A 26463-nucleotide genomic window follows, 5' to 3' on the forward strand; every position below is an offset into this window, starting at 1 on the left:
CAGATTCTTCAAAAAGGGACGCAGTCAGGATCGTTCAGAGACGACCCCAACTTGGTTTGGTATCGATACCGTAACCTTAAAGCCACTGCCTTGCGCAGTGACAATCTCAACCCGGCCCCCTAGCCTGCTGATGCGTTCTGTCATTCCCAACAGGCCAAACGAATTCTTCTTGGCGTTGTAGCCGGAAGCGGTTCCTACCCCGTTATCCGACACCGTCATCAGCACATTGTCCTCATCGGCATGCAGTTCAACCACCACACGCGTAGCCTGGGAATGACGACTCACATTCGTCAATGACTCTTGCAATATTCTGAACAGGGAGGTAGCGCCGCTGTCTGTCAATTCAACATCCTGACTGTCCGGCGCAAGCACGCACTCAATGCCGGTTCGAAGCTGAAACTGCTGGAGTTGCCATTCGATCGAGGCGTGCAAACCCAGGTCGAGCACCGCAGGACGCAGGTCATTGATGATTGCTCGCACGCTGCGCATGATGGCGCCGATGTCCTCCAGGACGGCGCTGACCTTTTCAGGGAAGTTCGCGTGCGGCGCTAAGGCCTTGGTTTGGAGTAGCGTGACGTCGATGCGAAGCACCAGCAAACGCTGCCCTAATTCATCGTGGATTTCTCTGGCGATCCGCTTGCGCTCGTCTTCCTTGATTGACTCTTGATAGGCGGCCAGTTGGTGCAGCAAATATTGCGATTCCTGAAGCGCCCTTTCTGCCTTTTCGTGCTCGGCAACTTCCAGGTTCAAGAACACATTGGCTGTTTCCAACGCCACAGTGCGCTGCTGCACTCTGGTTTCAAGTTCGTCGTGCGCGATTCGCAATGCCACGCCTGCTTGTTCTTGCCGCCCGATGTCCCTATGGATGCGTCGGGCCAAAAATAACAAGACGATTAGAAGGGCTGCCATGAGCAAAATAAAACTGCCCCGGGCCAGCTGGACCCGCAATGTTTCGTCTGCGTTGCGAACCCCCAGCAGCCATCTCTCCTCTATCTTTATTTTGTCGGCAACGTCCTGCAGCTGCTCCGACAAAAAGGCGCCTTTAGCGAAATAGGCAGCCCTGGCTACCGTGTCCTTGGAATCCGAGATTCCCTGCGTTTCGGCGAAAGCGGCGATGCGCTGTAAAAACAAGTCATGCAGCAAAACGATATGGCGTCTTTGCTCTAAATTATCTGTCGTGAGCTGTTCGATTGCCAGGATGCCGGCACGGGCCGCATCTAATGCCTCTTCACGTTCGGTCAGTAAATTGGGTGCGCGCAGCAGAAAATAACCACGATGTGCTGATTCGGCTTGCGCCAGTTCACTGGTGATTTTTTCAAGCGTGGTCAGCACTTCGAGCGTGTGCGTCACCAGATCCGTGGCCTCAACCAATTTCTTGTTGGTGTACCAAGCCACACTGGCCAACAAGCCGAGGACGATCACGACCACAATAAAAGCCGTCATCACCAATGGCTTTATGTCTCTTTTTATCATTTCTCTTTTCCGACTCCATCTCATCAACATCGGTAAATAACAATATTCTGCAAACAGGATTTATACGTAAAGTCCATGTTCTTGCGCAACATAGCATAGGCAGAATCCTGTAGTAAAACGCATCAGGGGCCATGCCGTCAAGCAAACCATGCTGCCTTCGCATTTTGGCCAGGTGGTCTTGCGATTTGACTAACAGGGCGGCAAGCGCGTTCTCCGATGCAGGCCGGGCGCAATCTCGCAGTGAGAAATTGACGCGTCCTCCGCGCATTGCTGGGCGGAGGACGCAAGTTACCGCAGAGCCAGATTCAAGCAGATTCAGGGCTTGGTACCGACAAATATCGCTCCGTCGCTGCTACCGACGATGTTGCCAACTATATACAGACGCTTGCGGAGCGCGTCCAGATACACATTTCCGGCGACTTCTTTATTGCTCAGCAAGTGATTGCCACCCACCATCGAGAGATTCGCGACATACGCCATTCCATCCTTGCGCGGCGCCAGCAGCGCATTGACTGTGCAGCCACAGTTCAATGCACCGCTCAATGTCCCGTCCTGGGCGATCGTCAGGATAATGTCTTCGCTCAGATCTTTGGTTGCAATGCTTCCGCTGTAAACCCCGGCCAATGCAGCCATATCCGGCAGGGTAGCGTAGGCGTTGTTATAAGCGCTCGTGAAGGCCGCCGCCTTGCCGCTCGGTGTGTAGTTCAAGCTGCCATCGAATGATTGCTGCTGGTTATAACTCGCCGAAAGCGTCACCGCCTGCGGTGTTTGTGCGGCGGTGCCAACCAGATTGAGATCCAGCCCGTTGCTTGACGCAAAACTGCCGCCGCTCAAAGTGCCGGTTCCAACGATGGCGCCCAGTACTGCCTGCGGCGCTGCTGCGTTTGAATACACGATGAAATAAGAGCCGTCTTCCAGCAGTAACGCCGTGACGGGCTGGCTTGAATCGTTTTGCCCTTCAAACACATTGGAAATAGCACTGTCGGGTTCTGTTACCGGGATAACTGGCGTTGGCGTTGGCGTTGAAGCTGTAGTTGGCGTTGAAGCTGTAGTTGGCGTTGTAGTTGAGGTTGAGGTTGTAGCTGGGGACGGCGTTGGCGTTGGCGTTGAAGCTAAAGTTGTAGGTGTAGTTGGCGTTGGCGTTGGATTTAAAGTTGAAGCTATAGTTGGCGTCGCACTGGACGAACCTCCACCGCAGGCGGCAAGCAATAAGGCGCTGATGGTGGCAACTGCCAATAGTCTGATGTTTGGATTGTTCATTATCGTCTCCCTAAAAATGGTTTTTTGCGCGGACGAACCACAATGCGTGCACGGTTATCTTCGTAACACGAGCCTCATTGAAACATTGCTAAATAATTAATTCTTTACTGCGAAACAAAGATTTGTTCGAAACAACTTTTCAATAGTGCAAATAGCAAATCGCATTGCGTTGCAACTCGACCAGAAGGGTTGGCGCCAGGGCGTCCGCTGGCGCCGGCCGGCGGCAGGCCGCGGGCGTCGCATGCATGCCGGAGCGCACAGTTGACAACATTCCGTACCCGATAGGTAACCACATGAATCTTGCATTGACCGGTGTGAAAGCGTCGAAGGATTACCCATCTCATCTGCGGCGCATCCGCTTCATAGACCCGGAATCGGGCAAGACGTTGGTGTTCCTGACCAACGATTTCCAATTGCCCGCACTGACCATCTGCGCTCTTTACAAGAGCCGCTGGCAAGTGGAATTATTCTTCAAATGGATCAAGCAGCATCCTCGTATCAAACAGTCTTATGGCACATCACAGAACGCGGTTAAAACGCAAATCTGGGTTGCCGTGTCGGTTTATGTCTTGGTGGCGATCGTCAAAAGAAACTCGATCTGGACGCTTCGCTCTACACGTCGCTACAGATAGTATCGGTGTCCGTTTTCGAGAAAACCCAGCTACAGCAAGCCTTTGCGGGCAACAGCATCACCTCAAAGCAGAACATTTTTTCTAACCAATTGAATTTGTTCAGTTTTTAACCGGACACTAGTGCTGCTACAATCTCATTTTTTCGCCTGACCTTCCTGACTGAAAACGGGAATGTAACCAAGATAAATCAAGTGTTGAATTAATGGACGACACCCCTATCCAGCTTCTCGTTGTCGATGATGATCCGATCACTTGTGCTCGCCTGAAGACCTATTTCGCAAGTCAGGGATATGCTGTTCATATAGCCACGAACGGCAAGGAGATGTGGCGCATTCTGCATTCCGAGCCCGTAGTTATCGTTTTGCTTGACGTTGGCCTACCTGGGAAAGATGGCCTTGAGCTTGCCCGTGAGTTACGGGCCCATGATGAAAATCTGGGCATCATTCTGGTGAGCGGGCGCACCGATGATATTGACAAAATTGTCGGTCTCGAATCGGGAGCGCACGACTACGTGACCAAACCGTTCAACTCCCGGGAATTGCTGGCACGGGTAAAGATCGTTCTGCGTGGAATCCGCAATCGTCGCCCGCAAGTCAAGGACAATATATGTATTTTTGGCCGCTGGATTTTCGACATCACACATCGCCGCCTGACGGACAAGGACGGCAAAAAAGAAACCCTTACTCACGGTGAATTTGAATTGCTCGCGACTTTGGCGCGCCATCCGGGAGTGGTGCTGAGTCGTGATCGCCTGATGCACAACGTCAGTCGCCGGGCCTGGGACCCGACGGACCGGACGATTGATGTGCTTATTTCAAGATTGCGGGAAAAGCTCGAAGACGATCCCAGAAACCCCGAACTGATCACCACTGTGCGCAGCGAGGGCTATGTGCTGATCACCGACGCCAGTCCGCTGTAACTGCCCAAGCCTGATACTGCGCCAGCCTCCAGTCAGCCCGCCGGCAAGCTCTCGCCGCAGGCGACGTCATGTTCTGGAATGATTGTAGATGGCGGATAATTTCTGATGAAGCGCGTCGCAGCTGCTGTGACAGATATTTTCAAGGCTCTCAAGGAGCCCGCCAACAATTGTGGAATCGACGCTTGTCTGTGCCACGATTAATTCCAGCTGCCGCGCTTGCTCGATGACCTGTGCCATGCCGATATTCCCGGCTGCGCCCCGCAAGCGGTGCGCGCGTTTGCGCAGAGCGTCCCAGTTTCCCTGTCTTGCCGCTTCGCCCAGTTCGATGAAGGCGGAGTCGAGGCCGCTGCAAAACATGTCCAGCAGTTGAAAAAGTGTGCCGGCGCCCAAGGTTTCAATTTCAACCTCAAGATAGGGCTTATCAAGCAGTGATTCGGTCTGCGTGATGCCGCTCGTCCCCAGTTCCTTACGCATGTATTCCGGCCAAGCATTGCCGGCAGTCTGCGCAGTCGCCGCATTCAGGGCTCTGCCCAGGATTGCCACCGTAAAAGGTTTACTCAGAAAAGCGGCCATTCCCGCCATCAGATACTGTTCCGTGGCACCGCCGGACACATGGGCTGACATGACGATGACTGGCACCCGTTTCCAGCGCGGGTCGTCAAGTCCTCGAATTTGCTGCGCCACTTCCAAGCCGGAAGCGCCGGGCAAACTGATGTCCATGAGGATGGCATCAACGGCTGATGTTTGCTGTTGCAGCAAGAGCAAGGCTTGCTCTCCATTAACTGCTACCAAAGGGCGGTGACCAAGGGATTCCAGGTAGCGCGTGCATACCAGGCGATTGATTTCATCATCCTCCACCACTAGTACCGTGAGCGGACGCTCCGCGCCCGATATCGCCTCCGCGCATCTTTCGAACGGAAGCGCGGGAAGACTCGATGCTGTGGCGAAATCCAGATCGAAACTGACGCAGGTGCCTTCGTTAATGCGGCTCTGCAAGCCGATCCGGCCGCCCATCGCTTCCACCAGTCGGCGGCAAATGGCCAGCCCCAGCCCGGTTCCGTCATGGCGACGGTGGGTGGTATCCTCCACCTGAACGAAGGGCATGAAAACTTCCTCGCATTGGTCTGCCGGAATGCCGATGCCGGTATCCGCGACCGCAAAGGTCAGCCGGGTGAGCGGCCCGGACCGATTGACATTGCCACGGACCGAAACGGTTATCGATCCCTCATCGGTGAACTTGATCGCATTACCGATGATATTGAGCAGAATCTGATTGAGCTTGCGCCGGTCGCCGACGATGATTGCCGGTACGGTTTCCTCGACATCCCGGATCAGGGCGATGCCTTTACCCCGAACCGGAATCGATTGCAGTGACAGCATATCGTCTATAGTTCCCAGCAAATCGAAAGGCACACACTCGAAATCAAGCTTGCCGGCTTCTATGCGCGAGAAGCTGAGCATATCTTCCAGAATTTCCAGCAGCGTCGTATTCGCATAGGCGATCATCCTGGCGTATTCCAGTTGCCGCGCATCGAGACCGGTGTCGCGCAAGAGTTGCACGGTGCCGCTGACGCCGCTCAGGGGAGTGCGCAACTCGTGGCTCAATGTCGCCATGAAAATGGCCTTGGCATTGTTGGCTGCTTCGGCTTGCTGCCGCGCCACAGCGTGTTCAGCAACTTCGTGTTCGAGCAGCGTATTGCTTTGCTTGAGTTCAGCAGTGCGCGCCGTGACTTGCTCCTCAAGAACTTGCTGGTGTAGCAGCAACGCATCCTCAAGCCGTCGGCGCTCACGTGCATTTTCTCGAAACTGCTCAAGGGCACGGCCCAGCGGCGCCAGCGGGTCGTTGCCGGCAGTGGTGATATGGACTTCATAATTTCCGCTGCCGAGAGCGCGAACAGCGGCTTCCATCCCTTGCAGGCGGCCGAGGACGTGATAGCGAAATAGAACCCATAAAGTGGCGACAAGGGCAATGAGGAGCAAGGCGGCCACCGCGAGAAATCCTGTCAATCCGCGATCCACTGCGCGCCTGGACTGATTGCCGGCGGTGTCGATCGCCTTGCCGCCGGCTGCAACCAGCAGGCTGGCCTGTTCATTCAATTGCGAGGCCAGTACTCCGCTCTGCCCGCGCAGCCGTAGAATGGACGCCATCAGTTCTAGTTCTTGGCGACGCATGTCAAACAGGCCGCCCGCTTCCATTGCCGCTGTCAATATCTGGTAATGATGCAGGCCGCTCAGTTTCCGGTCGGGATCATGGATGTCCTGGATGCGGCGCTTGAGCGTGGTCAGATTGTCGGAAAATCTTGAGCGCAAAGCCCCGATGGTGCGGGAATCCTCTTCGCTCTCCAGCCGTTCCAGCAAGGTTTTGAGATTGAAACACGTGAGCTGGAGTTCGGACATGCGCTCCATCGAATCGACATTGACCTCAATGAGTCGGTCGAGAGTCTCAAAAATCTGGTTGCGCGCGCGCCCTCCCTCAATCATCGGATAAATGTTGGCAATGGTTGCGGTGGTGGCTGCCGACGTATTGGCAACGAGGGATTCGGACAGGGTTATCAGACTCAGAGCCGCCTGTCGTTGAAGGATGATCTCAGCTTTCTCATGTTGCTCAAGCGCCAGGCGCTCAATAATTTTTCTGGACTGCAGCCGGAGATTGTCGTCAATGGCTGTCACGGTCGCGTGTGCGGCGCTGCTGAGTACCGGGGTGAATTTATGCTGGTCCAGCCTGTCCAATTGAATACGCACGTGGGTCAGTTGCCCAACAAGTGCAGTCTGCATACGCTGCGCTTCTGGAACGCTTGTTGCTAGGCCAAGTTGCTGCATCAGAGCAATAATGCGCGTATTGCTGCGCGCCAAATCCTGCACCGCATCCATGGCAGGAATGGCTTCATTGATAATCGTTTTCTGGCTGGAAACGACTTGATGAAAACTCAGCCAAGCCATAACCGCGATGACCACAGTCAGTAGCGCCGCCGCTCCAAAAACCAGGAGCACCTTTCCGATCAGCCCGAACCGCAACTCCAAGCGTCTGAGTCTATTGAGCATCGCATGGCCAGAAAAACGCGTAAAAATAATGTTGTCCCTGCATGTCGATTAAGTTACCATTTTGCGCTACCAGAAACAGTCTGGCAATTATTGCCACGCCAACGGCAGCCTGATTTCGAGATTACTTTCTGGCGTCAATTCAAGATCGAAATCTGTCCCATGCAAGAAACATTCAACAAATGGCTTATGGCTCTTGCAGCTGGTGTCGCGCTTATCGTGGCAATTTTGTCGCCAGGAATGCGCGCCGTCGCTGCCGAAGTGGTGCGCTGGGATCCTCCGTTCGCCTATGGCAGGCACGCCACCATCATCCCGCATTCGGAAGCCTTGCCCGCACGCAAGCACTGGTCCCTGTGTATTGTTTTCCCCCACCTCAAAGATGCTTACTGGCTAGGCGTCAATTACGGGATGGTAGAGGAAGCCCGGCGGCTCGGCGTCGGGGTGCGCTTTCTGGAAGCAGGCGGCTATACCAATCTGCAGCGCCAGCGCGACCAAATTCAGGAATGTACTGCGATGCGCGGTACCGATGCCTTGATCCTCGGCACCGTCTCGTTCGATGGCCTGTCGAATCTGGTAAAAGAGACCAGTCGCCGGATGCCGGTGCTGGCAACCATCAACGACATTGCCAATGACGGCATCAGTGCCAAGGTCGGGGTTTCCTGGTATGACATGGGCCGCTTGATCGGTGAATATCTGGTGGCTCGCAATCCACCGGACGGCCCGCCGATACCGATCGCCTGGTTTCCTGGTCCACGTGATTCCGGTTGGGTGCCTTTTGTCGATCGCGGCTTCCGCGCGGCGATCCGCAACAGCCGGATAGTCATTGCCACCATCGGTTGGGGCGATACCGACAAGGCCGTGCAGCGCAATCTGGTGCAGAGCGCTCTCGACAATCATCCCAAGGTGCGCTATTTAGTGGGTAATGCGCTGATGGCGGAAGCTGCGATCAGCGTACTGCGCGAGCGGGGAATTCAAGAAAAAACGGCCATTATCTCTACGTACTTCACACCAGGCGTCTATCGGGGCATTCTCCGCGGCAGGATTCTCGCTGCACCTTCCGATTCGCCAGTGCTGCAGGGCCGGCTTTCCATCGCACAGGCCGTGAATCTTCTGGAGGGACGAACCTATATCAAGCACCTGGGACCTGTCATCAGGGTGATTGATGCTGAAAACATCAAGAACCTCAATCTCGAAGATTCGATCACGCCCCCGACCTTCACTCCCCAATTTCGCTACGTTCCGAAATAACACCCGACCTTACGGAGCGGCGGCAGTTTTTCCGGGCCGGTTACTACCAGCGCAACCTCGCCGCTCAAACGCAAGTTTGATATGACCGAGCGATCATAAATATAAAGGTTGCTCAACGTTCAGAGCCTGATATCGCTTGTAGCGTAGTTCATGGCACATGCCGTGTTTTACACCAACCCAGCGAGGCATTTCGGTAGCGATGATATGCCTGCGGAGGAATTATTTTGGCGATTGATTACCTCGCAAAAATAACGGGGTGGTGGAAGCCGCTGTGCTACGAATATCCAATTTGGATACGCGCCACGCAAAGAATGCTGCAAGACTGGCGATGACGCTGACCACCTCTGTAGAAGCAGCACGCGAGCCTGACTTCACAGCCAGGCTCGCTCTGAACCAATAAAGCCGGCGCAGGCTCGGCTTTATTTACCAAATGCACAAGATTACTTCTGGGTCATGACCCAAGCTGCAAGCTTGTGCGCCTCATCTTCCGTTACGTTGTTAGGCGGCATCGGGATCGGGCCCCAGTTCCCTTTGCCACCGGCTTTGATCTTGGCAGCCAGCAGGGCGACAGCTTGCTTGTCGTCCTTGTATTTGGCAGCGACATCCTTGAAGGCAGGACCAACCAACTTCTTGTCGATAGCATGGCAGCCCATGCAATTCTTGCTCCTGGCCAAAGCTTCGTCGGCTTGCGCTTGACCGGTCATGACGATGCCGGCGATGGCCATCATGGCAACATAAACAGCTTTCATTTTCTTGCTCCGTTCTATGTGGTGATAGTTAAATAAAACAATTGCGATCCAATGGCTTACTGACGCTACGCACTTGCACACGAAAAACGAGAAAAACACAAACCGGCCTCGCGATCCGAAATTATTCTAAAAAATAAGGAGTATCGCCATTTTCATGGCATTTGCCGCATATATTAATTGCGAGAATTAAATATACTATAGCCAGCATAAGGAGTTACCCAAGCCGTGCTTGATACGTGATGAAACTACGCGACTTGCATTTTCCCTATTTTTTCGTGTCCTTCGTGTATTTCGCGGACATTTTTTCAACCATAAAACATGCGTAACACCAGTGACTTACAGTGCCGCGGCATCCTTCGCATTGGCCTTCAGGAACTTCAACACCGTTGCTTTTTCCGTATCGTTCAGGCCGGCACGCGGGAACATACTCTGGGTAATGCCGAGCCACTGTTTCTGTGTATAGTCGCCCGGTTCCCGCGGCACGTGACAGAGGGTGCAGCGCTCATAGAACAGCTTCTCGCCCACAGACATGCTGGCCGTCGTCGTACCCTTGAGTTCAGCGGCGCGTTCAATGAGCTTCATCGATGCGACATCCAACCCCAGTTTGCCGCTTTGCTCGATGACCGGCGGCTCGAAAGCCCGGTTCTCCGATTCGGCATCGGTGCATTTTTTCAGACTGGCGATGCAGGTATTGGCGCTGGTGGCCTGGCTCAAGCCGCTCGATGCAATGCTAGTCGTGATGACATTGATGGCCCCGCTATTGCAGCGGCCCCGCGAGTCGAACTGCACCCAGTTGCCTTCTTCCAGGCTGACCACGCCCTTCATGATTTGGTCGGTTACTTGCGCGCCGGCGATGAGGGCGCCACGGCCATTGTAAAGCTCGACCAGATCGCCGTCCTTGATGCCGTTGGCGGCGGCATCCTCGATACTGATGCGTACGTGTTGGCGGCCATGGACATTCTGTTCTTTGCGCAGATCGGCGTTGGCCATTTGCGAATGCAAGCGATTGAACGGATGCGGGCTGACCACGTGCACTTGCCCCGGTTTGGCATTGCCCAGATATTCGGCAGGCTCGAGAAATTTTGGAATCGGCGGGCAATCCTTGATCTTGAAGCTGTCGATTTCCTCGCAATACAGCTCGATTTTGCCGGACTTGGTGTGCAGCGGCTTCTTGACCGGATCAGTATAGAAATCACCATGACGCACCCATCGGTTCATGTGTTCCGGCACTTCCAGCTTGACGATGCCATTTTTCCAGAATTCATCGAAAGGTACCTTGGCATCGGTCCGCGCGTATGAGTTCTTCAAGATTTCCATCACTGTCAGGCCTTCGGTGAACTGGTAGCCGACGCCCATCAAACCACCCAGGCGGCTGAAAATTTCGAAGTCATCCAGGCTCTCGCCGAATGGCTCGATCACCTGGCGCATCGCGTAAATCTTGTCATTGCTGTAGGTGCCGCCGGAGCCGATGTCGTTGCGCTCCAGCGCCGATGTGGCCGGCAGGACGATATCGGAAAAACGCGACGAGGCGCACCACCAGGGGTCCTGGCAGATAACGGTGTCGACTTGCTTGTTCATGGCGCGCAGCAACTCGTTGGTGTCCTGTTGGTGCGACATGAAATTATTGCCGGAGTTGTAGATCAGCTTGGCATTCGGATAGGTATGCACAGCGCCGTCGCGTGTATATTTTTTGCCGGGGTTGAATAACATTTCGCTGATGCGCGAGGCCGGGCAACGCGCCTTGATCGGGTTGCGGCCCTGCGAAAGACCGACCGGCATCACCTTGTTTGATTGCGGCATGCCGCCGCAGCCGTAGTGCCAGCTAAAGCCAACACCCTCTCCTGGTTTGCCGATCTTGCCGAGCATGGCGGCAAAGTTGATGATCGCCCAGTGCGACATTTCACCATGGTGCGCGCGCTGGAGCGACCATGCACCGGCAAACTGGGTGCGTTTGCTGGCAAATAGGTTCGCCATTTCGACGATTTTTTGAGCCGGGATGCCGGTGATCGCCGCGGCCCATTCCGGGGTTTTCGGCGGCGTGCCGTCGGCATCCTTACCGAGCAGGTAGGGCAGGAATTTGTCGAAGCCGACCGTATACTTGGCCACGTAGGCTCGGTCGAACTTGCCGGTGGTGTAGACATGGTAAGACATCGCCAGGAACAGGGCGGCATCTGTATTGGGAACGATCTTCACCCATTCCGACCCGAGTGCCACGTCGGTAGTCGTGTATTGCGGGTTGATCGAAATGAACTTGACGCCCTTCTCTTTGATCTGCTTCCAATGCGGAAACATCTGGTGGTCGGCGACCATGTATTCGACACGATTGTTCTTCCACGGGTCGCAGCCGATCCAGACCATTACCTCGGTATGGTCGGCAATGACTTGCCAGGCCGTCTGCGGCGAATACACTTCCATGTCGCCGATGATGTGCGGCAGGCTGACTTGAGACGCGCCGCCGGAATAGTCGCCGGTGGTCACCGAATGGCCGCCGATCAGGCCGAACAGACGGCCTTGCAGGACTTGCGGGCGCAGCAGGCCGGCATGCGACCAGCCGCCGTAGGAACTGCTGAACAACGCCTCGTTGCCATGTTTCTTGGCGGTAGTCAGGACAGCGTTGGCAGTGATGGCCAGAATTTCATCCCATGTGACGCGAACGAACGGCTCCTTGCCGCGCAGATGGGGCTTGGTGTCGCCGCCCGGATTGGCCAGATAGGACTTGCGCACCATCGGGTACTTGACCCGGGTCTTGTGATACACGCGGCCGAGCAAGCCTTCGGTCAGCATCCTGGTCGGCGTCGCGTCGATGTCTGTCAGCGGCTGGACGCCAATCAGAACCCCCTTCTTGACTACCGCCTTGAACGGGCCCCAGTGACTGGCGCTGGGAATGACCACGGTATCGGCACCGAAAACTTCACTCGCGCTGAACCAGGTCAAGCCATTGGCTGCGATGGCCGTGGCGACCGTGGTTTTGAGAAAATTTCTTCTTGAAATGCTCATGATTTAAGCTCCGCTAAACATCGGCTCCGGTATGAAACCTTTTTCCTGATGGAAAGTTTAGCGATAGCGCATAAATGCACTGGAGACTTTTGTGACTGTTATGTGGAGATTTGTTAACCAGCGTTAATAGGCAGCGATCATGCCGCACTTTCGGCTCTACCCATCGAAACCAGAATATATGAGTCATGGCGACTACCCCGTAATTCGCCGTCAAGAATTCGCAAACGTCCATTTTCCTGCATACTTTTGAACATTGCTCTACATTTTGCAGACACGTGCGACAGAAATGAAACCAAAATCTTAACGCTGGAGGCATGGCAAAGGCTTTCTCCGGCGCCGGCCGCAAGCGCCACGGCGGTACCGAATCGCACTGCCGGTGGCGTAAAATAGGCGTTTTTCTGCGCTTTCGACTATCGTCGGCGGCGCGCAATTGACAATACTTCGTACCCGATAGGTAACCCCATGAATCTTGCATCGCCCGATATAGAAATTTCAGAACAGCTGATTCGCCGCTTCGATACCCTGGGCCCGCGGTATACGTCGTATCCAACCGCGGATCGCTTCAACGCCGAATTCGATACCGCCTCTTACAACGCGCAACTGGAACAGCGCGCCGCCAACACCGGCAACAATCCGCCGCTGTCGGTTTACGTGCACATACCGTTTTGCGAGTCGCTCTGTTATTTCTGCGCATGCAACAAGATCATCACCAAGGAGCATGACCGGGCGGCCGAATACCTGCGCTATCTGGATAAGGAAATGGCGCTGGTGGCAGCCCGCATGGGCAGCGACCGGCAGACCGCGCAGCTGCATTTCGGCGGCGGCACGCCGACCTTTTTGAGCCCGGACGAATTGCGCCAGCTGATGCAGATGCTGCGCAGCCATTTCAATTTCCTGCCGGACGCCGAACTCGGGATCGAGATCGATCCGCGCACCGTCAGCGACGACACCATGGCGCTGCTGGGCGAGCTGGGTTTCAACCGCACCAGCTTCGGGGTGCAGGATTTCGATCCTGCGGTGCAGCAGGCGGTGAACCGGATCCAGCCGCTGGAAATGGTCCAGAAAGCCGTCAGCGCCAGCCGCAAGGCCGGTTTCGTGTCGGTCAATGCCGATCTGATTTACGGCTTGCCCAAGCAATCGCTGGCAAGCTTCGACCGCACGCTCGACAGCATCATCGACCTGTCGCCGGATCGCATCGCGCTGTACAACTACGCGCATCTACCGAGCCGCTTCAAGGCGCAGCGCCTGATTGTTGACAGCGACCTGCCTTCGGCCGAAGAACGGCTGCAGATTTTCCTGTTGTCGATGCGCCGCTTGCTGGAAGCCGGCTATGTGTATATCGGCCTGGATCACTTTGCCAAGCCGGACGATGAGTTGAACCTGGCGCGGCTGGACAAGAGCCTGCATCGCAACTTTCAGGGCTATACCACCCGCGCCGACTGCGACCTGGTTGGCCTGGGCGTGTCCGCCATCAGCAAGGTGGGCGATTCGTACAGCCAGGCGGTGCGCACCGTAACCGCGTATTACCAGCGCATCGACAGCGGCGAACTGCCGATCGATCGCGGCTATGCGCTATCGATGGACGATGTGTTGCGGCGTCAGGTGATCATGGAGTTGATGTGCAGCGGACCGGTCGATTTCGAGGCGATCAATCGCGCCTACGGCATCGATTTTGTCAGCTATTTCGCAGCCGAGCTGGGCTTGCTGGGACAGTACGAAGAAGCCGGCCTGATCAAGGTGGACGCCAGCAGCATCCAGGTCAGCGCCAAGGGCCGGTTGTTCGTGCGCGCGGTCGGGATGGTGTTCGATAAATACCTGATTCAAAATACCACTTCGAAATTCTCCAAGCTGATTTGAAAATAATGGGGGTATGGGATAAATCCTAGTGTTTTCCGCATAATTAATATGCGGCAATTAAAAATACCTGGAACTGTATGCTTATTGCACGAAAACAAAAAAGCGCCTCGGGCGCTTTTTTTTGCGTAACATCGGATGCAGCACCTTTATCCTTCAATTATCAAAAAAACCTTATCTTTTGGCGATTCGATTACTACAATGGGATGACCATCCCATACGATAGGAGGTTGATATGTCTTTTACACGTTCCGTTTTTGTCTCCGCTTTTCTCGCGACTCTGCTGATCGGTTGTAAAAAGGCAGAAACCCCGCCCGCCCCGACCCTCGGCGGAACCTCCGGCTCCATCGCCGCGCCCGAAAACACCGCGCCGCCGCCAGATGCGCAAATGCCGCCAGCCGCATCGGGCGCTGCGACCGGCAGCGGCGACGCCAGCGGCACGACGCAAGCCGATCCGAAGGAACTCAGCAAGGGGCAGGAGTCATCTTCGATGCCGCTATCAGGCCAGGCGAATAGCCACTCCACGCCCGACGCTGGCGGCGAAAAAAAGTAAGCGCGACGCTGGCGATCGTCAAGCTGCCTGGCTGTTTTCAGATAGGCGGGTTTTACTTTGCCTTATGACTTCAGGCGATTCCGGGACTATTTAAAAAATAGGCGGAGTATGCCAAAAATATAGGCATTTACCGCATATACGTTATGCGTGTATAAAAATTACAGGGGCTTGTATATATTTAAATGGGCAACAAAAAAGCGCCAAAGGCGCTTTTTAATAACTTCAGTGGTGCAATCAGGTCGCCAGCGCTTTGCCCAGCAGTTGATGCAGCTCGGGAAAGTCGGGTTCGCCGACATACCGCTTGAGGATATTGCCTTCTTTGTCGATCACGAAGGTGGTCGGGGTCAGCTTGATGTCGCCGAATGCCTTGGCCGCAGCACCATCGGTATCGAGCGCGACTGTAAACGGCAGGCTGCGGGTTTTGGCGTAGTTCAACACATAATTCGGCGGGTCATAGCTCATCGCGACGGCGATGAATTCCAGCCCCTGGCCCTGGAATTTGTTGTAAGTCTTGACCATGTCGGGCATTTCCTTGATGCAGGTGACGCATGAGGTAGCCCAAAAATTCACCATCACCACCTTGCCGCGCAAACTCTGGGAAGTGATTTTTTCCCCGGAGAGGCTGGTGTAGGTGACTTCCGGCGCGGCGCTGCGCGTGGCTAGTGAAAAGTAGCCGGCAATCGCGATTGCCAGCACCGCAATGAGGGCGAACACGCCGATCCAAGTGCGCTTTTTGTCAGGGGATTCCATCAGATATTTATCCAGTGCTATCGGTAGTTACGTGACGTCAGTGACGTCATTATGAATATCCTGCGGCGCACGGGTGGCCGCCGCAGTTGCCGGCAGGCTGCTAGTTTGCAGCCTCAGGCTGATTCGATAACGAACTCAGCTCGTCTTCGGAAATGTAGTCGAATATCTTCACCACTTTTTGCACGCCGGCCACGCCGCTGGCGATATTGCCGGCAAGCGCGCTTTCGCGCTGGGTGACGCGTCCCATCAGGTAGACGTTGCCGCGCTCGGTCACCACTTTGACCGAATTGGCGTACATGTCCTTGGCGTCGACGAAGGACGCCTTGATTTTGCCGGTGATCAGGCTGTCGTTGGCGCGGGAAGTAAAGCTCGCCGGACCGGCGATTTCCAGTTCATTGACCACCCCTTTGGCGCCTTCAATCTGTTGTGCTTCGCGTTCGACTGCGGCTTTCATTTGCGCGTCGCGCACTTCGCCGGTGAGCAGCACCCGGCGGTTGAAGCTGGTTATATTGACATGCCCGGCATCGCCCACCAGAGCCGGGATGCGCAGTTCGCCTTTGACGACGATCCCCTTGTCTTCCGTTTGCGCGCCGAGCGTGCGCCGGTCGGTCGCCGCCAGCGTCCCTACCACCGCGCCGCCGACCATCATCCCGACACAGCCCTGCAGGCTGACCAGCACGCTGGCACACAATACGGCGGTGGCCAGCGGACGCTTAATGTGCTGCAGGCGTTGCTGCCAACCCGGTTGCAAATTCTTTTGCTGCTCAATCATTACCATCACCCCCAAATAGTGCGACATCGATACCGTCGCACAAACAATGAATCGTCAACAAGTGGACTTCCTGAATCCGCGCGGTGCGGTCATGCGGCACACAAATATGCACGTCCGCATCGCCAATCTGCCGGCCGATGGCGCCGCCGTCTTTGCCGGTCAACGCCACGATACGCATGTCGCGCTCCATTGCGGCCTCGATTGCGGCTATCACATTGGCTGAATTGCCCGAGGTGGATATCGCCAGCAGGACGTCGCCGGCCTGGCCGAAAGCCTGCACTTGCTTGGAATAGATGTCGCGATAGCCATAATCGTTCCCAACCGCAGTCAAAATCGAACTATCGGTAGTCAGCGCCAGCGCCGGCAAGGGCAAGCGTTCACGCTCGAAACGGCCCACCAGTTCGGCCGCGAAATGCTGGCAATCGGCAGCCGAGCCGCCATTGCCGCACGCCAGGATTTTGTTGCCGTTGGACAGCGCCATGAACATCAGCTCGACGGCTTGCGCAATCGGCTCCGCCAACTGGGCTGCGGCCTGCATCTTGAGTTCGGCGCTTTCGTGGAAGTGGTCGAGAATTCGTTGGTTTGTCATCATGTCGGAATTATAGAGCAGTGATTGGAATCGGATTAGGTGTCGATGGCATTGCGCAGCCATTCTAACTGTTCGCCATCGATCGCGATTACGTCGAAACGGCAGGCCGGCGGCATCCGGTAACGTTGCAAATAAATTTGCGCCGCGATGATCAGACGCGCCTGTTTGCTGGGCGTCACGCTGGCGGCAGCACCGCCGTGTCGCAGATTGGCGCGCCGGCGTACTTCGACAAAGACCAGCACCTGGCCTTCCTGCATGACGAGGTCGATCTCACCGCCCTTGCAGAGAAAATTGCGCTGCAACAGCGTCAGCCCCTGCGCCAACAAATAAGTCAGCGCCGCATCCTCGCCGGCCTGGCCCTTGATTTGTTGCGCGGTCCGGCGCCGGTTGGCGCCGGGCAGCCGGGGCAGCGTATCGAACAGGCCCATAGCCTTAGCGCACGCCTGGCAGCAGCAGCGCGGTCCCGTCCTGATACACCGCTTGTGGCGTAATACGTTTGAAACTGGCGCTGCCAGGACCGAAAGTCACCGCCAGCTGGCCTGTCACGCCGTCGATTTCGAATTGTTCGTGGGCGGCAGCGATTTCACGGGCGACGCGGAAGGCGTCGATCCCCAGCGCATACAGCCGCTCCAGATCCGGATTGCTTTTCTGGTCGGCGCCCGTGACCAGGCGCGGGTAAGTCATCACTGCCGGATGGTCAGGTTGCAATTGCCACGGCATATCCACCAGATGCAGCCCTTCGATCAGAGGATCGACTGGCCTGTCCGTGCTATTGGGCACAAGCAACGGGTTGAGTTGCGAGGTGCCGTAGACCGGGATTCCGGTGCCGATTGCCTGCCGCAATTGTCTGGTCTGGCCGGCATCCATCGACACGAACAACAGCGCCGGCTGTTCAAGCTGCAGCCGGCTACGCAACTGCGCCATGCCGTTCGCGCTCAGGTAACCGTCAACGATGCCCAGCTCCATCGATTGCGACGACAAGCCCAGGCGCTGCCACTCTGCCGCAAAGGCCTTGGCGGCACGATGTTGCCACGCGATATTCGTGCCGACCACAAAAGCGTTGGCGCCGGGATGCTCCATGCTGGCCCAGCGCGCCACCTGGCGTGCTTCATCTTCGACCGACAATCCCATCGCCAGCATTTTCGGCGGCAACGGCGCGGCCCCCTCCTGCACGGGCTGGTTCAGCACGATGGTGGGAATATGCACCGCACCGCTTTGCGCGATGGCCGCTACGCCGCCGCGCGACAGCGGGCCGACGATCACATCCTGACTGGCTTGCGCATCCAGATAAGCCGACAGCGTGTGCGCCGCCACATCGTCGCTAGCGATCACAGTGACGGTGACGCCTTCCTGCTCGCGCGCATACGCCGCCATGAAGCCGGCGCGCACCGCCTCGGCTGCTGCGCCCAGGGTTTCGGAGCGCAGCGGCAACAATAGCGCGATGCGCGTCGCGAGCGGTTTTTCCGGCATAGGTTTTTCCGGCATGAATATCGCCACATCCGGCGGCGCCACGCTGCTGGTTTGCGCCCCGGGCCAAGGCTGGAGTCCGGTGTCGGCAGGCGGCGTCGCTGACGCCCTCGGCATGGTTGTATTTGCCGGCACAGGGGCGCACAATGCATCCGCTGCGCCGCACCGGTCAAATATCGGGGCCAGACTGACGCTGCTGCAGCCCGCCAGCACACTGCACAACAGCAGCATTTTTATCCATTTGCACGACATCGACCACTCCTCATGAATCCTGTTTCGAATAATGCCCCGGTCGCTTTGCCACTGATGGATGAAGTGGCGCGCCAAGTGTATCCCGCCTCCACATTATATGTGCTGGCAACACCGATCGGAAACTTCGCCGACATCACGCTGCGCGCCTTGCACGTGCTGACGCTGGTGGACGCGGTGGCCTGCGAAGACACCCGCAATACCGGCCACTTGCTGACGCGCTACGGCTTGTCGAAAAGCCTGATTGCCGCCCATCAGCACAACGAGCGCGAAGTCGCTGAAAAACTGATAGCGCGCCTGCAAGCCGGTGAGCGCATCGCGCTGGTGTCGGACGCCGGCACCCCGGCCGTTTCCGACCCGGGCGCGCGCATCGTCGATGCGGTGCGCGCCGCCGGCTTGCGCGTGATGCCTTTGCCCGGCCCATCGGCCGCCATCGCCGCCCTGTCTGCCAGCGGCCTGGTCTGCGACCAGTTCCACTTTGTCGGCTTCCTGCCGGCCAAGGCCAGACAACGGGACGCCGCGCTGGAATTGCTGCGCACTACTGCCGCGACTCTGATCTTTTATGAAGCGCCGCACCGCATCAGCGCGGCGGTCGATGCGCTGGCGGCGGCGTTCGAGGGTCAGCGTCAAATCGTATTCGCCCGGGAATTGACCAAGTTATTCGAGGAAATCCATCGTTGCCCATTGGCGCACGCAGCAGCCTGGGTGGCGCAGGACGCGCATCATCAGAAAGGTGAGTTCGTGCTGCTGCTGGAAGGCGCGCCGCCCGCCGCCGAAGAGGATGACGCCGAGGCCGAGCGCGTGTTGCGCATCTTGCTGGCGGAATGCACCGTCAAACAAGCGGCGGCGCTGGCAGCGCAAATCACCGGGCACAAGAAAAATGCGCTGTATGAACTGGCATTGGACATAAAAGCGGAGTCAGCGGAGTAAGCGCAGCCCTCGCGAATCAATCCAGTTGCATTAATTTTTTGGGGAGTATCATGCCAAAAACTATCACTCCCGGAATATTTACAACCGTTATAAAAAATACACAATAGCAGTATATTTTCTGTAGGGCGTGCCCGAGCAGCTTGTTTGGCGCCAGAATGCCGAAAAATGCGCGGACAATATCAAGCCAGAAAGCAGTACAGAAAACTCTCTCATAGGAAACCGCAATGAACCATCGTTTGACAAAAGATGAATTTGACGCGCTTGGGCAAGTCAGCAAGATGCCCAAGTTCACCAAGCCAAGCGCCTGCGTGGCAAGAAACGCCAAGCGCCTTACCGGCCTGAAATATATTACACATGGAAAAGACGGCAGCCTGACGCTGACCGAAAAAGGGCAAAAAACACTGTTTGCCCAGCGCTGCATCGACGCGCTGCGCGCGGTATCGACAGACCCGCACGCCAAGCTGGAGGCCGATGTCGTCACATTCCATAGTAAAAAAGGCTACATCATTCCCGGGCTAGAGTCGGGCGGGTTCGACATCACGCCAAGAGGGCTGGAATGCCTGGCGGACATTGACGCCACCGGTGGCTAATTAGAATAATTTCGCCCGATTTGGCGATGCACGGCAGTAGCGCCGTTGCAGTGGTTAACGCTGCACGATGAACGGCATGGCGGCGCCGGAGGATTGCATTTTTTGCGCCGCCTGCTGCGCCGCAGTGAGGTTCATATACGGCCCGCTATACAGGCGATACAGCGCACCGGCCTGCACTACTTCGATCGGCTGCAAGGTGCCGGCCCAGTTCTGCGTCAGCTGGCTGCGCATCGAATGCGCGTTATAGGCTTGGCCATAAGCGCCCAGCTGCAAATAAAAACCGTTATCCGCTCCCTTTGCGTCCCGCTCAGTGGTTGCCATTAGCTGCGGCTCACTCGATTTTTCGCTCTGGATCCGGGCAATATCGTCCGGCAGCAAACGCTCGACTTCCAGTTGGCTGCTGCCCTTGTCCAGATAGCCCAGCTTCAGCGCGGCAGCATATGACAGATCGATGATGCGACTGGAAAGGAACGGGCCGCGGTCGTTGACACGCACGATCACCTGCTTGCCGTTGACCTGATTGGTCACCCGCGCGTAAGACGGAATCGGCAAGGTTGGATGCGCTGCCGTCATCTGGTACATGTCATACAGTTCGCCGGAAGAAGTTTTCTGGCCGTGAAATTTCTTGCCGTACCAGCTGCCGATGCCGCGCTGGCGCAACGGGACGTCTTCCGTGATCGGCGTATAAGTCTGGCCGAACACCACATATGGCCGGTTGCCCCGGGTGGAATAAGGCTCGACTTTCGGCTCGGCGTCCGGTAGCGCATGCAGCCCGTCTGGCGGATTGGCGCCCGGACCATCGTCCATGTAATAACCGCCGCGGCCGGAACCGGCGGCCGGCAGGGTGGGAAGCGCAGTGCGCCTCGGATTAATTTTCTTGACGGCAATGCCGGACTGGGCCGATTTCGGGCTCAGGACAGGCCCTGACGTCTGCGGCAGACTACTGCAGCCCCACAACAGCGACGCCGATAACAGCATCACGCCATATTGGAGGTTTGCCAGCCTGACTGAGGGATATTTGCCGAACTGCATCATGAACTCCTGATGGGGTTAGATTGAATCGCCGGCGATTGCTCACGCGCGCTGCGCGAACCATTGCCGGCCGTTTTGAAGCCTCCCAGGAATATTCATACTGCGCATTGTATTTTTTATATATGCATGAAATACTTGCGGAAAAGCATGTAATTTTTACTATACTCCTATTTAATTCAATAAATGACAGGTGCTTTTGCAGCTTCGCGCAGGCGCTGCAAAAGCCGCTTCAGGTTTGAATCAGCTTGCGGTGGCGCTGGATGCTCATCAGAATGCCGGCGCCCAGTCCCAGCGTCACCATCGCGGTGCCGCCATAACTCATCAGCGGCAGCGGCACGCCCACCACCGGCAGGATACCACTGACCATACCCATGTTGACGAACGCATAGGTGAAGAAGATCAGCGTAATCGCCCCCGCCAGCAGGCGCGAGAACAAGGTCGGCGCATTGGCGGCGATCATCAGGCCGCGGATCACCAGCAGCGCATACAGGCCAAGCAGGAAGCTATTGCCGATCAAGCCGAATTCTTCGGAAAAGACCGCAAAGATGAAATCGGTAGTGCGCTCCGGAATGAATTCCAGATGCGACTGCGTGCCATGCAGCCAGCCCTTGCCATGGATGCCGCCGGAGCCGACCGCAATGGTTGACTGGATGATATGAAAGCCCTTGCCCAGCGGGTCCAGGGTTGGATCAATCAGCATCATCACGCGCGCCCGCTGATAATCGTGCAACAGAGTCCAGACCACCGGCAGGCTGGCACCAACCGCCAGAACTAGCCCAAGCAGCACTTTCCACGACAGCCCGGCCAGGAAAATCACATAAAACCCGGCTGCCAGCACCAGTACCGCCGTTCCCAGATCGGGCTGCTTGACGATCAGGCCGACCGGAACTATCAGCAACAGGCCGGCAATCAGGAACTCGCGCCAGTGCACCCTGCCTTCGCGTTTCTGGAAGAACCAGGCCAGCATCAGCGGCATCGCAATTTTCATGATTTCGGACGGCTGGATCACCACGCCGAGATCGATCCAGCGCCGCGCGCCCTTCTTCACCAGGCCGAATACAGCCACCGCCACCAGCAAGGTAATGCCCAATGTATACACCGGCACTGCAACGCGCATCAGCGTTTGCGGCGGGATGGTGGCGGCCACCCATAGCACGCCAAACGCAATCAGGATGTTGCGCAGGTGACCTTCAATCCGGCCCGGGAAATCGATGCCAGCCGAATACACGGTGACGATTCCGGTCGCCACGATCAGGAACACGATCAACGCCAGCGGCCCGTCGAATACGTTCACGAATGGCTTGACGACCTGCCATGGATGGCGCTTCTCAAGCATGATGCGCGGGCAGCGACTGCGGCCGTATGGTGAAGATATGCATGATTAGTCCTCGTGAAGGTGGGGCTCGCTCGCCGCCAGTTTGGCGCTGTCGGCAGATGATGGCTGCGGGTTCGATTTCGGGCTGGCGCGCTTGCCGCTGGCAGTAACCGGATTCGACGGGTCTTGCGGCCGCTTGTCCAGCAGATAATAATCGAGCGCTTTTTTGACGATGGGAGCCGCAACAGCAGCCCCGAAGCCGCCATTTTCGACAATCACGGCAATCGCAATGCGCGGCTTGTCAGCCGGCGCAAAAGCCGTATACAGCGAATGGTCGAGCAAACGTTCCGCCCTCGTTTTGGCATCGTATTTCTCGTTTTTTTTCATGCCGGTAACCTGCGCGGTACCGGTCTTGCCGCCCGATTCATAGCCGGCATTGGCAAACACCCGCGAGGACGTGCCTTCATGCGTGACGCCCACCATGGCCCGCTTGATGAAGTCGATATTTTTCTGCGCCAGCTTGATGCGATAGCTTTCTTTGGGCACGGTCAGGGTGCGCTCGCGGGTGCGCGCATTCTCCACCATCTTGACCAGATGCGGCTTCATTACCACCCCATTGTTGGCCAGGTTGGCCACCGCATGCGCTATTTGCAATGGCGTAAACGCGTTATAACCTTGACCGATGCCAAGCGAAATCGTTTCGCCCCCATACCATTTTTGTTGCGCCGCATTTTTGTAGGACGTGCGTTTCCACGAGGTAGACGGCAGCAGACCGCTGCGTTCATGCTCCAGGTCGATTCCCGTCAGTTGACCAAAACCGAACGGTTTCATGAAATCGTGCATGGTATCGACGCCCAGGTCATTGGCCAGCATGTAGTAGTAGGTGTTGCACGACTGCACGATCGATTTATACATATCGACCGTGCCGTGGCCACCCGGCTTGTCATCCATGAAGGTATGGTTGCCCAGATTGAAATAACCGGGGTCACGGATCGCCATCTCCGGCGTGCGCTTGCCGAGTTCCAGTGCGGCCAGCGCCATGAATGGCTTGTAGGTTGAGCCCGGCGGATAGGTGCCGGCCAGCGGGCGATTGAACAACGGCCGGTCGATCGAATCGTTCAATGCATCCCAGCTTTGCTGGTCGATGCCTTCCACGAACAGGTTCGGATCGAACGATGGGCGGGATACGAAGGCCAATACATCGCCTGTTTTGGGCTCGATTGCCACCAGCGCGCCGCGCCGGTCGCCAAACGCTTGCTCGACAATTTGCTGCAACTCCATATCGATCGACAGGATCAGATTATTGCCGGGTACGGCCGACGCTCTGGACAAGGTGCGCACCGCTTTGCCGCTGGCCGAGACTTCGACCTTTTCATAACCGGTGGTGCCATGCAGCACTGTCTCATAGCTTTTCTCCAGGCCATTCTTGCCGATGTAACTGGTGCCGTTATAGTTGGCGGCAGCGTCCGAATCATCGATGACATCGGCATCCCTTTGACTGATGCGGCCGATGTAACCGATCACGTGCGCGGCCGATTCGTTTAACGGATACTGCCGAAACGGCCGGGCCTGGATCTCGACGCCGGCAAAGCGGTAACGCTGTACGGTGAAACGGGCCACCTCTTCATCGGTGAGCCGGGTGCGCAGCGGCAAACTTCCCAATTTCTTGGATTCATCCAGCAGCTTCTTGAAACGCTTGCGGTCTCTGCTCTGGATATCGATCAAAGTTGCCAGCTCGTCAATCACATCGTCGAGCTTGCGGTCCAGCTTGGAAGGTGTTATTTCCAGCGTATAGGCGGAATAATTGTGCGCCAGAACGACGCCATTGCGGTCCATGATGGCACCGCGGTTGGGTACCAACGGGATAATCGAGATCCGGTTGTTTTCAGCCCGCGCTGCATAATCATCATGCCTGTAGACCTGCAACCACAGGAAGCGCGACAACAACAAGCCGAAGCAGATCAATACGAAGATGCCCGCCACCGTCAGCCGCAGGCGAAAGAAATATAATTCACGCTCGGTGTTCTTGAATTCAGTCATGCATTTTCCGCCACCGCATCATCCTAGAAACCTCAGTTGGACAGGGCTGAGTGTGCATTTTTCCGGCTCTATGGCTAGGCGCGACGACGAAGCAACCTTCATGTTGCTAGGAGGAGCAACGAAGCCAGGGAGTCGGAAAAGTGTGCAATCGGCCCTGTAGCGCTCGCACCTAAAGGATGAACAATTTAAATGGCACAGTTCTCAATTTAATCAATCATTTATCGAAGCTGATTAGCGGTCAACTGAGGTTTCTAGGATCACTGGCTCACAGCGGTCGCGTCTCATCCCGGTCGATGGACCGCCGCTGCGGCGCCAGCAACAGCCCTGTCACCAGCGGCCATAAGGCAGCTGAAACAAAACTTTCCAGGAAGAACGTCCAGCCAGGCATCTTGCCGCTGACCAGCAGTTGCACCATCATCTGCACCAACTGCGTCATCAGCAATAAAGGCAGGATGTACCAGCTCTGCGACAGGGCGGGGAACCACAGCACGCGGCGGTGAATAGTGATCGCAAAATAGGACAGCAAGGTATAAGCCAGCGCGTTTTCCCCCAGCAGGGCGGCGTCGTGCACATCCATCAGCAAGCCCATCAAGAAGGCAACGCCGATACCCACCCTGCGCGGCTGGTGGATGCTCCAGAATACCAACACCAGCGCGACGAAATCGGGCATCCCGATCCAGCCGCCCAGCGGTTGCAAATTCAGCAGGAAGGCACCGACCAGGCTCAAAAAAATGAACCAGGGGTTGGCCGGCAACAGGATGTAATGGGGGCGGCTCATTGCGCGGAGTCCGGGTGTTTAGGCGCAGCACTGGCGGTTTTTTTTGCATTTGCCACCGCACGCTGCGGACCAGCCTGGTCTTGCTTGCCAATAATTTTCTTGCCCGTATCTTGCTCGGGCTTGTCTGGTTTGACCTTTTCTTGCTTGGCCTGCCCTTGCTTGCTGGTGATTTGCTTGCTCTTGTCAATAATTGCCGGAGCAAGAAGCTGCTGCTTTGCTTGCGCCAGCAAAATCAGGAGTTGCTTGTTGTTGCCAATCCCGGCCAGCGGCGCGCTGGTCACGCGCCGGAAAGAATCGTTCAATATATTCTCAACCTGCACCACGCGCGCCACCGCCAAGCCGGCCGGATAAATCCCGTCGATACCGGAAGTCGTCAGCAGATCCCCCTTCTGGATGTCGGCATTGGTTGCAATGAAGCGCAAATCAAGCAGCCCGGATTGACCATGACCATACGCCACGCTGCGCAAGCCATTGCGCACGATCATCACGGGAATCGCCTGATCCCGATCCGTCAATAACGTGATTTCCGAGGTAAAGGGAAATACCCGCGTGACCTGGCCGACCACGCCCACATCATCGATGACCGGCTGCCCGGCAGCCACGCCATGCTGTGCGCCACGGTTGACCACGATCTTGCGGCTGTAAGCATCGCGCGCATCGTACAGAATTTCAGCCAGCACCGACTGCACCGACAAACGCTCGGCCGCCGCCATCAGTTTGCGCAACTGGCTGTTCTCTGCTATCAGTTGTTGCGATTGCTGGATTATCTGGGCATTCTGGAGTCGCTGCAAGCGCAAACCGTTGACTTCTTTTTGCAACGTCGCAACCGTTAAAAAATACTCGCCCACCCGATATGCGGCGTCGCGCGGCATCAGCGCCACCATCTGCAATGGATAGAGCGCAGTGCCAACCGCCTGGCGAATCAGACCGAGCGAGCGCAGGTTGGAATCGACCACTAGCAATACGATTGCGATCAATGCGAAAAATACCACTTTCACCCGTGCCGAGGCACCTTGCTTGAAAAGTGGCGGTGGACTGTATTGCATTCAAGTCAATCTAATCTAACTGATGTTACGCACGGTGCATGCAAGACATGAAAAGCCTTGTCCACGAAAGACGCGAAAAGCACGAAAGAATGCATAACGCCATCCGTTCGACTGCGGCAGAGAAGGTTTTTTCGTGTCTTTCGTGTTTTTCGCGAACTGAATTTTTTGTACATAACATCAG

23 protein-coding genes and 1 pseudogene are annotated in these 26463 nt (G+C 56.4%); 9 read left to right on the top strand and 15 right to left on the bottom strand.

Annotation, left to right across the window (positions count from 1 at the left end):
* Nucleotides 1-24: 24 nt before the first annotated feature.
* Nucleotides 25-1443: a sensor histidine kinase gene (locus tag FKCLFG_RS15105; protein ID WP_472615877.1), complete on the bottom strand. Its 1419-nt coding sequence runs from the start codon at nucleotides 1441-1443 to the stop codon at nucleotides 25-27.
* A gap of 345 nt (nucleotides 1444-1788) precedes the next feature.
* Complete coding sequence (locus tag FKCLFG_RS15110; protein ID WP_472613887.1) at nucleotides 1789-2439, bottom strand: hypothetical protein; 651 nt, start codon at nucleotides 2437-2439, stop codon at nucleotides 1789-1791.
* Nucleotide 2440: 1 nt separating this feature from the next.
* On the opposite strand from FKCLFG_RS15110, the gene FKCLFG_RS15115 reads away from it, so the two are divergent.
* The 3 genes and pseudogenes from FKCLFG_RS15115 (at nucleotide 2441) to FKCLFG_RS15125 (ending at nucleotide 4284) form a co-directional block, all read left to right on the top strand.
* Complete coding sequence (locus tag FKCLFG_RS15115) at nucleotides 2441-2833, top strand: hypothetical protein (protein ID WP_472613888.1); 393 nt, start codon at nucleotides 2441-2443, stop codon at nucleotides 2831-2833.
* Nucleotides 2834-3032: 199 nt separating this feature from the next.
* Nucleotides 3033-3475 (top strand): annotated as a pseudogene (locus tag FKCLFG_RS15120) (transposase); the annotation flags it as partial.
* Nucleotides 3476-3567: 92 nt separating this feature from the next.
* On the top strand, nucleotides 3568-4284 hold the full coding sequence (locus FKCLFG_RS15125; protein WP_472613889.1) for a response regulator: 717 nt from the start codon (nucleotides 3568-3570) through the stop codon (nucleotides 4282-4284).
* Between the two features lie 66 nt (nucleotides 4285-4350).
* Here FKCLFG_RS15125 and FKCLFG_RS15130 read toward each other — a convergent pair whose 3' ends face one another.
* On the bottom strand, nucleotides 4351-7326 hold the full coding sequence (locus FKCLFG_RS15130; protein WP_472613890.1) for an ATP-binding protein: 2976 nt from the start codon (nucleotides 7324-7326) through the stop codon (nucleotides 4351-4353).
* Between the two features lie 186 nt (nucleotides 7327-7512).
* On the opposite strand from FKCLFG_RS15130, the gene torT reads away from it, so the two are divergent.
* Nucleotides 7513-8571: a TMAO reductase system periplasmic protein TorT gene (gene torT / locus FKCLFG_RS15135; RefSeq protein ID WP_472613891.1), complete on the top strand. Its 1059-nt coding sequence runs from the start codon at nucleotides 7513-7515 to the stop codon at nucleotides 8569-8571.
* Between the two features lie 440 nt (nucleotides 8572-9011).
* Here the strand turns inward: torT and FKCLFG_RS15140 are convergent, their stop codons facing one another.
* A complete protein-coding gene (locus FKCLFG_RS15140; RefSeq protein WP_472613892.1) occupies nucleotides 9012-9320 on the bottom strand; it encodes a c-type cytochrome in 309 nt (102 codons plus the stop codon).
* 336 nt (nucleotides 9321-9656) lie between these two features.
* Nucleotides 9657-12317: a molybdopterin-dependent oxidoreductase gene (locus tag FKCLFG_RS15145; protein WP_472613893.1), complete on the bottom strand. Its 2661-nt coding sequence runs from the start codon at nucleotides 12315-12317 to the stop codon at nucleotides 9657-9659.
* Between the two features lie 462 nt (nucleotides 12318-12779).
* Here FKCLFG_RS15145 and hemN point away from each other — a divergent pair, with 462 nt between their 5' ends.
* Nucleotides 12780-14174 (top strand): oxygen-independent coproporphyrinogen III oxidase, encoded by a 1395-nt coding sequence (gene hemN / locus FKCLFG_RS15150; RefSeq protein ID WP_472613894.1) that lies wholly within the window; start codon nucleotides 12780-12782, stop codon nucleotides 14172-14174.
* A gap of 232 nt (nucleotides 14175-14406) precedes the next feature.
* Entirely contained in the window at nucleotides 14407-14724 is a 318-nt protein-coding gene (locus FKCLFG_RS15155) for a hypothetical protein (RefSeq protein ID WP_472613895.1), read from the top strand.
* A gap of 234 nt (nucleotides 14725-14958) precedes the next feature.
* Here FKCLFG_RS15155 and FKCLFG_RS15160 read toward each other — a convergent pair whose 3' ends face one another.
* The 5 genes from FKCLFG_RS15160 to FKCLFG_RS15180 form a co-directional block, all read right to left on the bottom strand.
* A complete protein-coding gene (locus FKCLFG_RS15160; protein ID WP_472613896.1) occupies nucleotides 14959-15474 on the bottom strand; it encodes a peroxiredoxin family protein in 516 nt (171 codons plus the stop codon).
* A 100-nt stretch (nucleotides 15475-15574) separates the two neighbouring features.
* Nucleotides 15575-16246, bottom strand: a complete 672-nt coding sequence (locus tag FKCLFG_RS15165) for a BON domain-containing protein (protein WP_472613897.1) — start codon at nucleotides 16244-16246, stop codon at nucleotides 15575-15577.
* On the bottom strand, nucleotides 16239-16835 hold the full coding sequence (locus FKCLFG_RS15170; protein WP_472613898.1) for a phosphoheptose isomerase: 597 nt from the start codon (nucleotides 16833-16835) through the stop codon (nucleotides 16239-16241). Before FKCLFG_RS15170 ends, FKCLFG_RS15165 begins: the two co-directional genes overlap by 8 nt.
* Nucleotides 16836-16870: 35 nt before the next feature.
* Nucleotides 16871-17263, bottom strand: coding sequence for a YraN family protein (locus tag FKCLFG_RS15175; RefSeq protein WP_472613899.1), 393 nt, complete (start codon nucleotides 17261-17263; stop codon nucleotides 16871-16873).
* A gap of 4 nt (nucleotides 17264-17267) precedes the next feature.
* Entirely contained in the window at nucleotides 17268-18320 is a 1053-nt protein-coding gene (locus tag FKCLFG_RS15180; RefSeq protein ID WP_472613900.1) for a penicillin-binding protein activator, read from the bottom strand.
* On the opposite strand from FKCLFG_RS15180, the gene FKCLFG_RS15185 reads away from it, so the two are divergent.
* The 3 genes from FKCLFG_RS15185 (at nucleotide 18319) to FKCLFG_RS15195 (ending at nucleotide 20071) form a co-directional block, all read left to right on the top strand.
* Complete coding sequence (locus tag FKCLFG_RS15185) at nucleotides 18319-18570, top strand: hypothetical protein (RefSeq protein ID WP_472613901.1); 252 nt, start codon at nucleotides 18319-18321, stop codon at nucleotides 18568-18570. The two genes, FKCLFG_RS15180 and FKCLFG_RS15185, sit on opposite strands and share 2 nt — an antisense overlap.
* Nucleotides 18567-19481, top strand: coding sequence for a 16S rRNA (cytidine(1402)-2'-O)-methyltransferase (rsmI, locus tag FKCLFG_RS15190; protein ID WP_472613902.1), 915 nt, complete (start codon nucleotides 18567-18569; stop codon nucleotides 19479-19481). The genes FKCLFG_RS15185 and rsmI overlap by 4 nt, the downstream gene beginning before the upstream one ends.
* Nucleotides 19482-19705: 224 nt before the next feature.
* Complete coding sequence (locus FKCLFG_RS15195; RefSeq protein WP_472613903.1) at nucleotides 19706-20071, top strand: helix-turn-helix domain-containing protein; 366 nt, start codon at nucleotides 19706-19708, stop codon at nucleotides 20069-20071.
* A gap of 54 nt (nucleotides 20072-20125) precedes the next feature.
* Here the strand turns inward: FKCLFG_RS15195 and FKCLFG_RS15200 are convergent, their stop codons facing one another.
* The 5 genes from FKCLFG_RS15200 to mreC form a co-directional block, all read right to left on the bottom strand.
* The gene (locus FKCLFG_RS15200; protein ID WP_472613904.1) at nucleotides 20126-21103 is read right to left on the bottom strand and encodes a septal ring lytic transglycosylase RlpA family protein; all 978 of its coding nucleotides are present in this window, start codon (nucleotides 21101-21103) and stop codon (nucleotides 20126-20128) included.
* Nucleotides 21104-21332: 229 nt separating this feature from the next.
* Complete coding sequence (gene rodA / locus FKCLFG_RS15205; RefSeq protein ID WP_472613905.1) at nucleotides 21333-22439, bottom strand: rod shape-determining protein RodA; 1107 nt, start codon at nucleotides 22437-22439, stop codon at nucleotides 21333-21335.
* A gap of 45 nt (nucleotides 22440-22484) precedes the next feature.
* The gene (gene mrdA / locus FKCLFG_RS15210; protein ID WP_472613906.1) at nucleotides 22485-24458 is read right to left on the bottom strand and encodes a penicillin-binding protein 2; all 1974 of its coding nucleotides are present in this window, start codon (nucleotides 24456-24458) and stop codon (nucleotides 22485-22487) included.
* Nucleotides 24459-24723: 265 nt separating this feature from the next.
* Nucleotides 24724-25236, bottom strand: coding sequence for a rod shape-determining protein MreD (gene mreD, locus FKCLFG_RS15215; RefSeq protein ID WP_472613907.1), 513 nt, complete (start codon nucleotides 25234-25236; stop codon nucleotides 24724-24726).
* A complete protein-coding gene (gene mreC / locus FKCLFG_RS15220; RefSeq protein ID WP_472613908.1) occupies nucleotides 25233-26282 on the bottom strand; it encodes a rod shape-determining protein MreC in 1050 nt (349 codons plus the stop codon). The genes mreD and mreC overlap by 4 nt, the downstream gene beginning before the upstream one ends.
* Nucleotides 26283-26463: the final 181 nt, after the last annotated feature.

Source organism: Gelidimonas denitrificans (assembly GCF_055694065.1).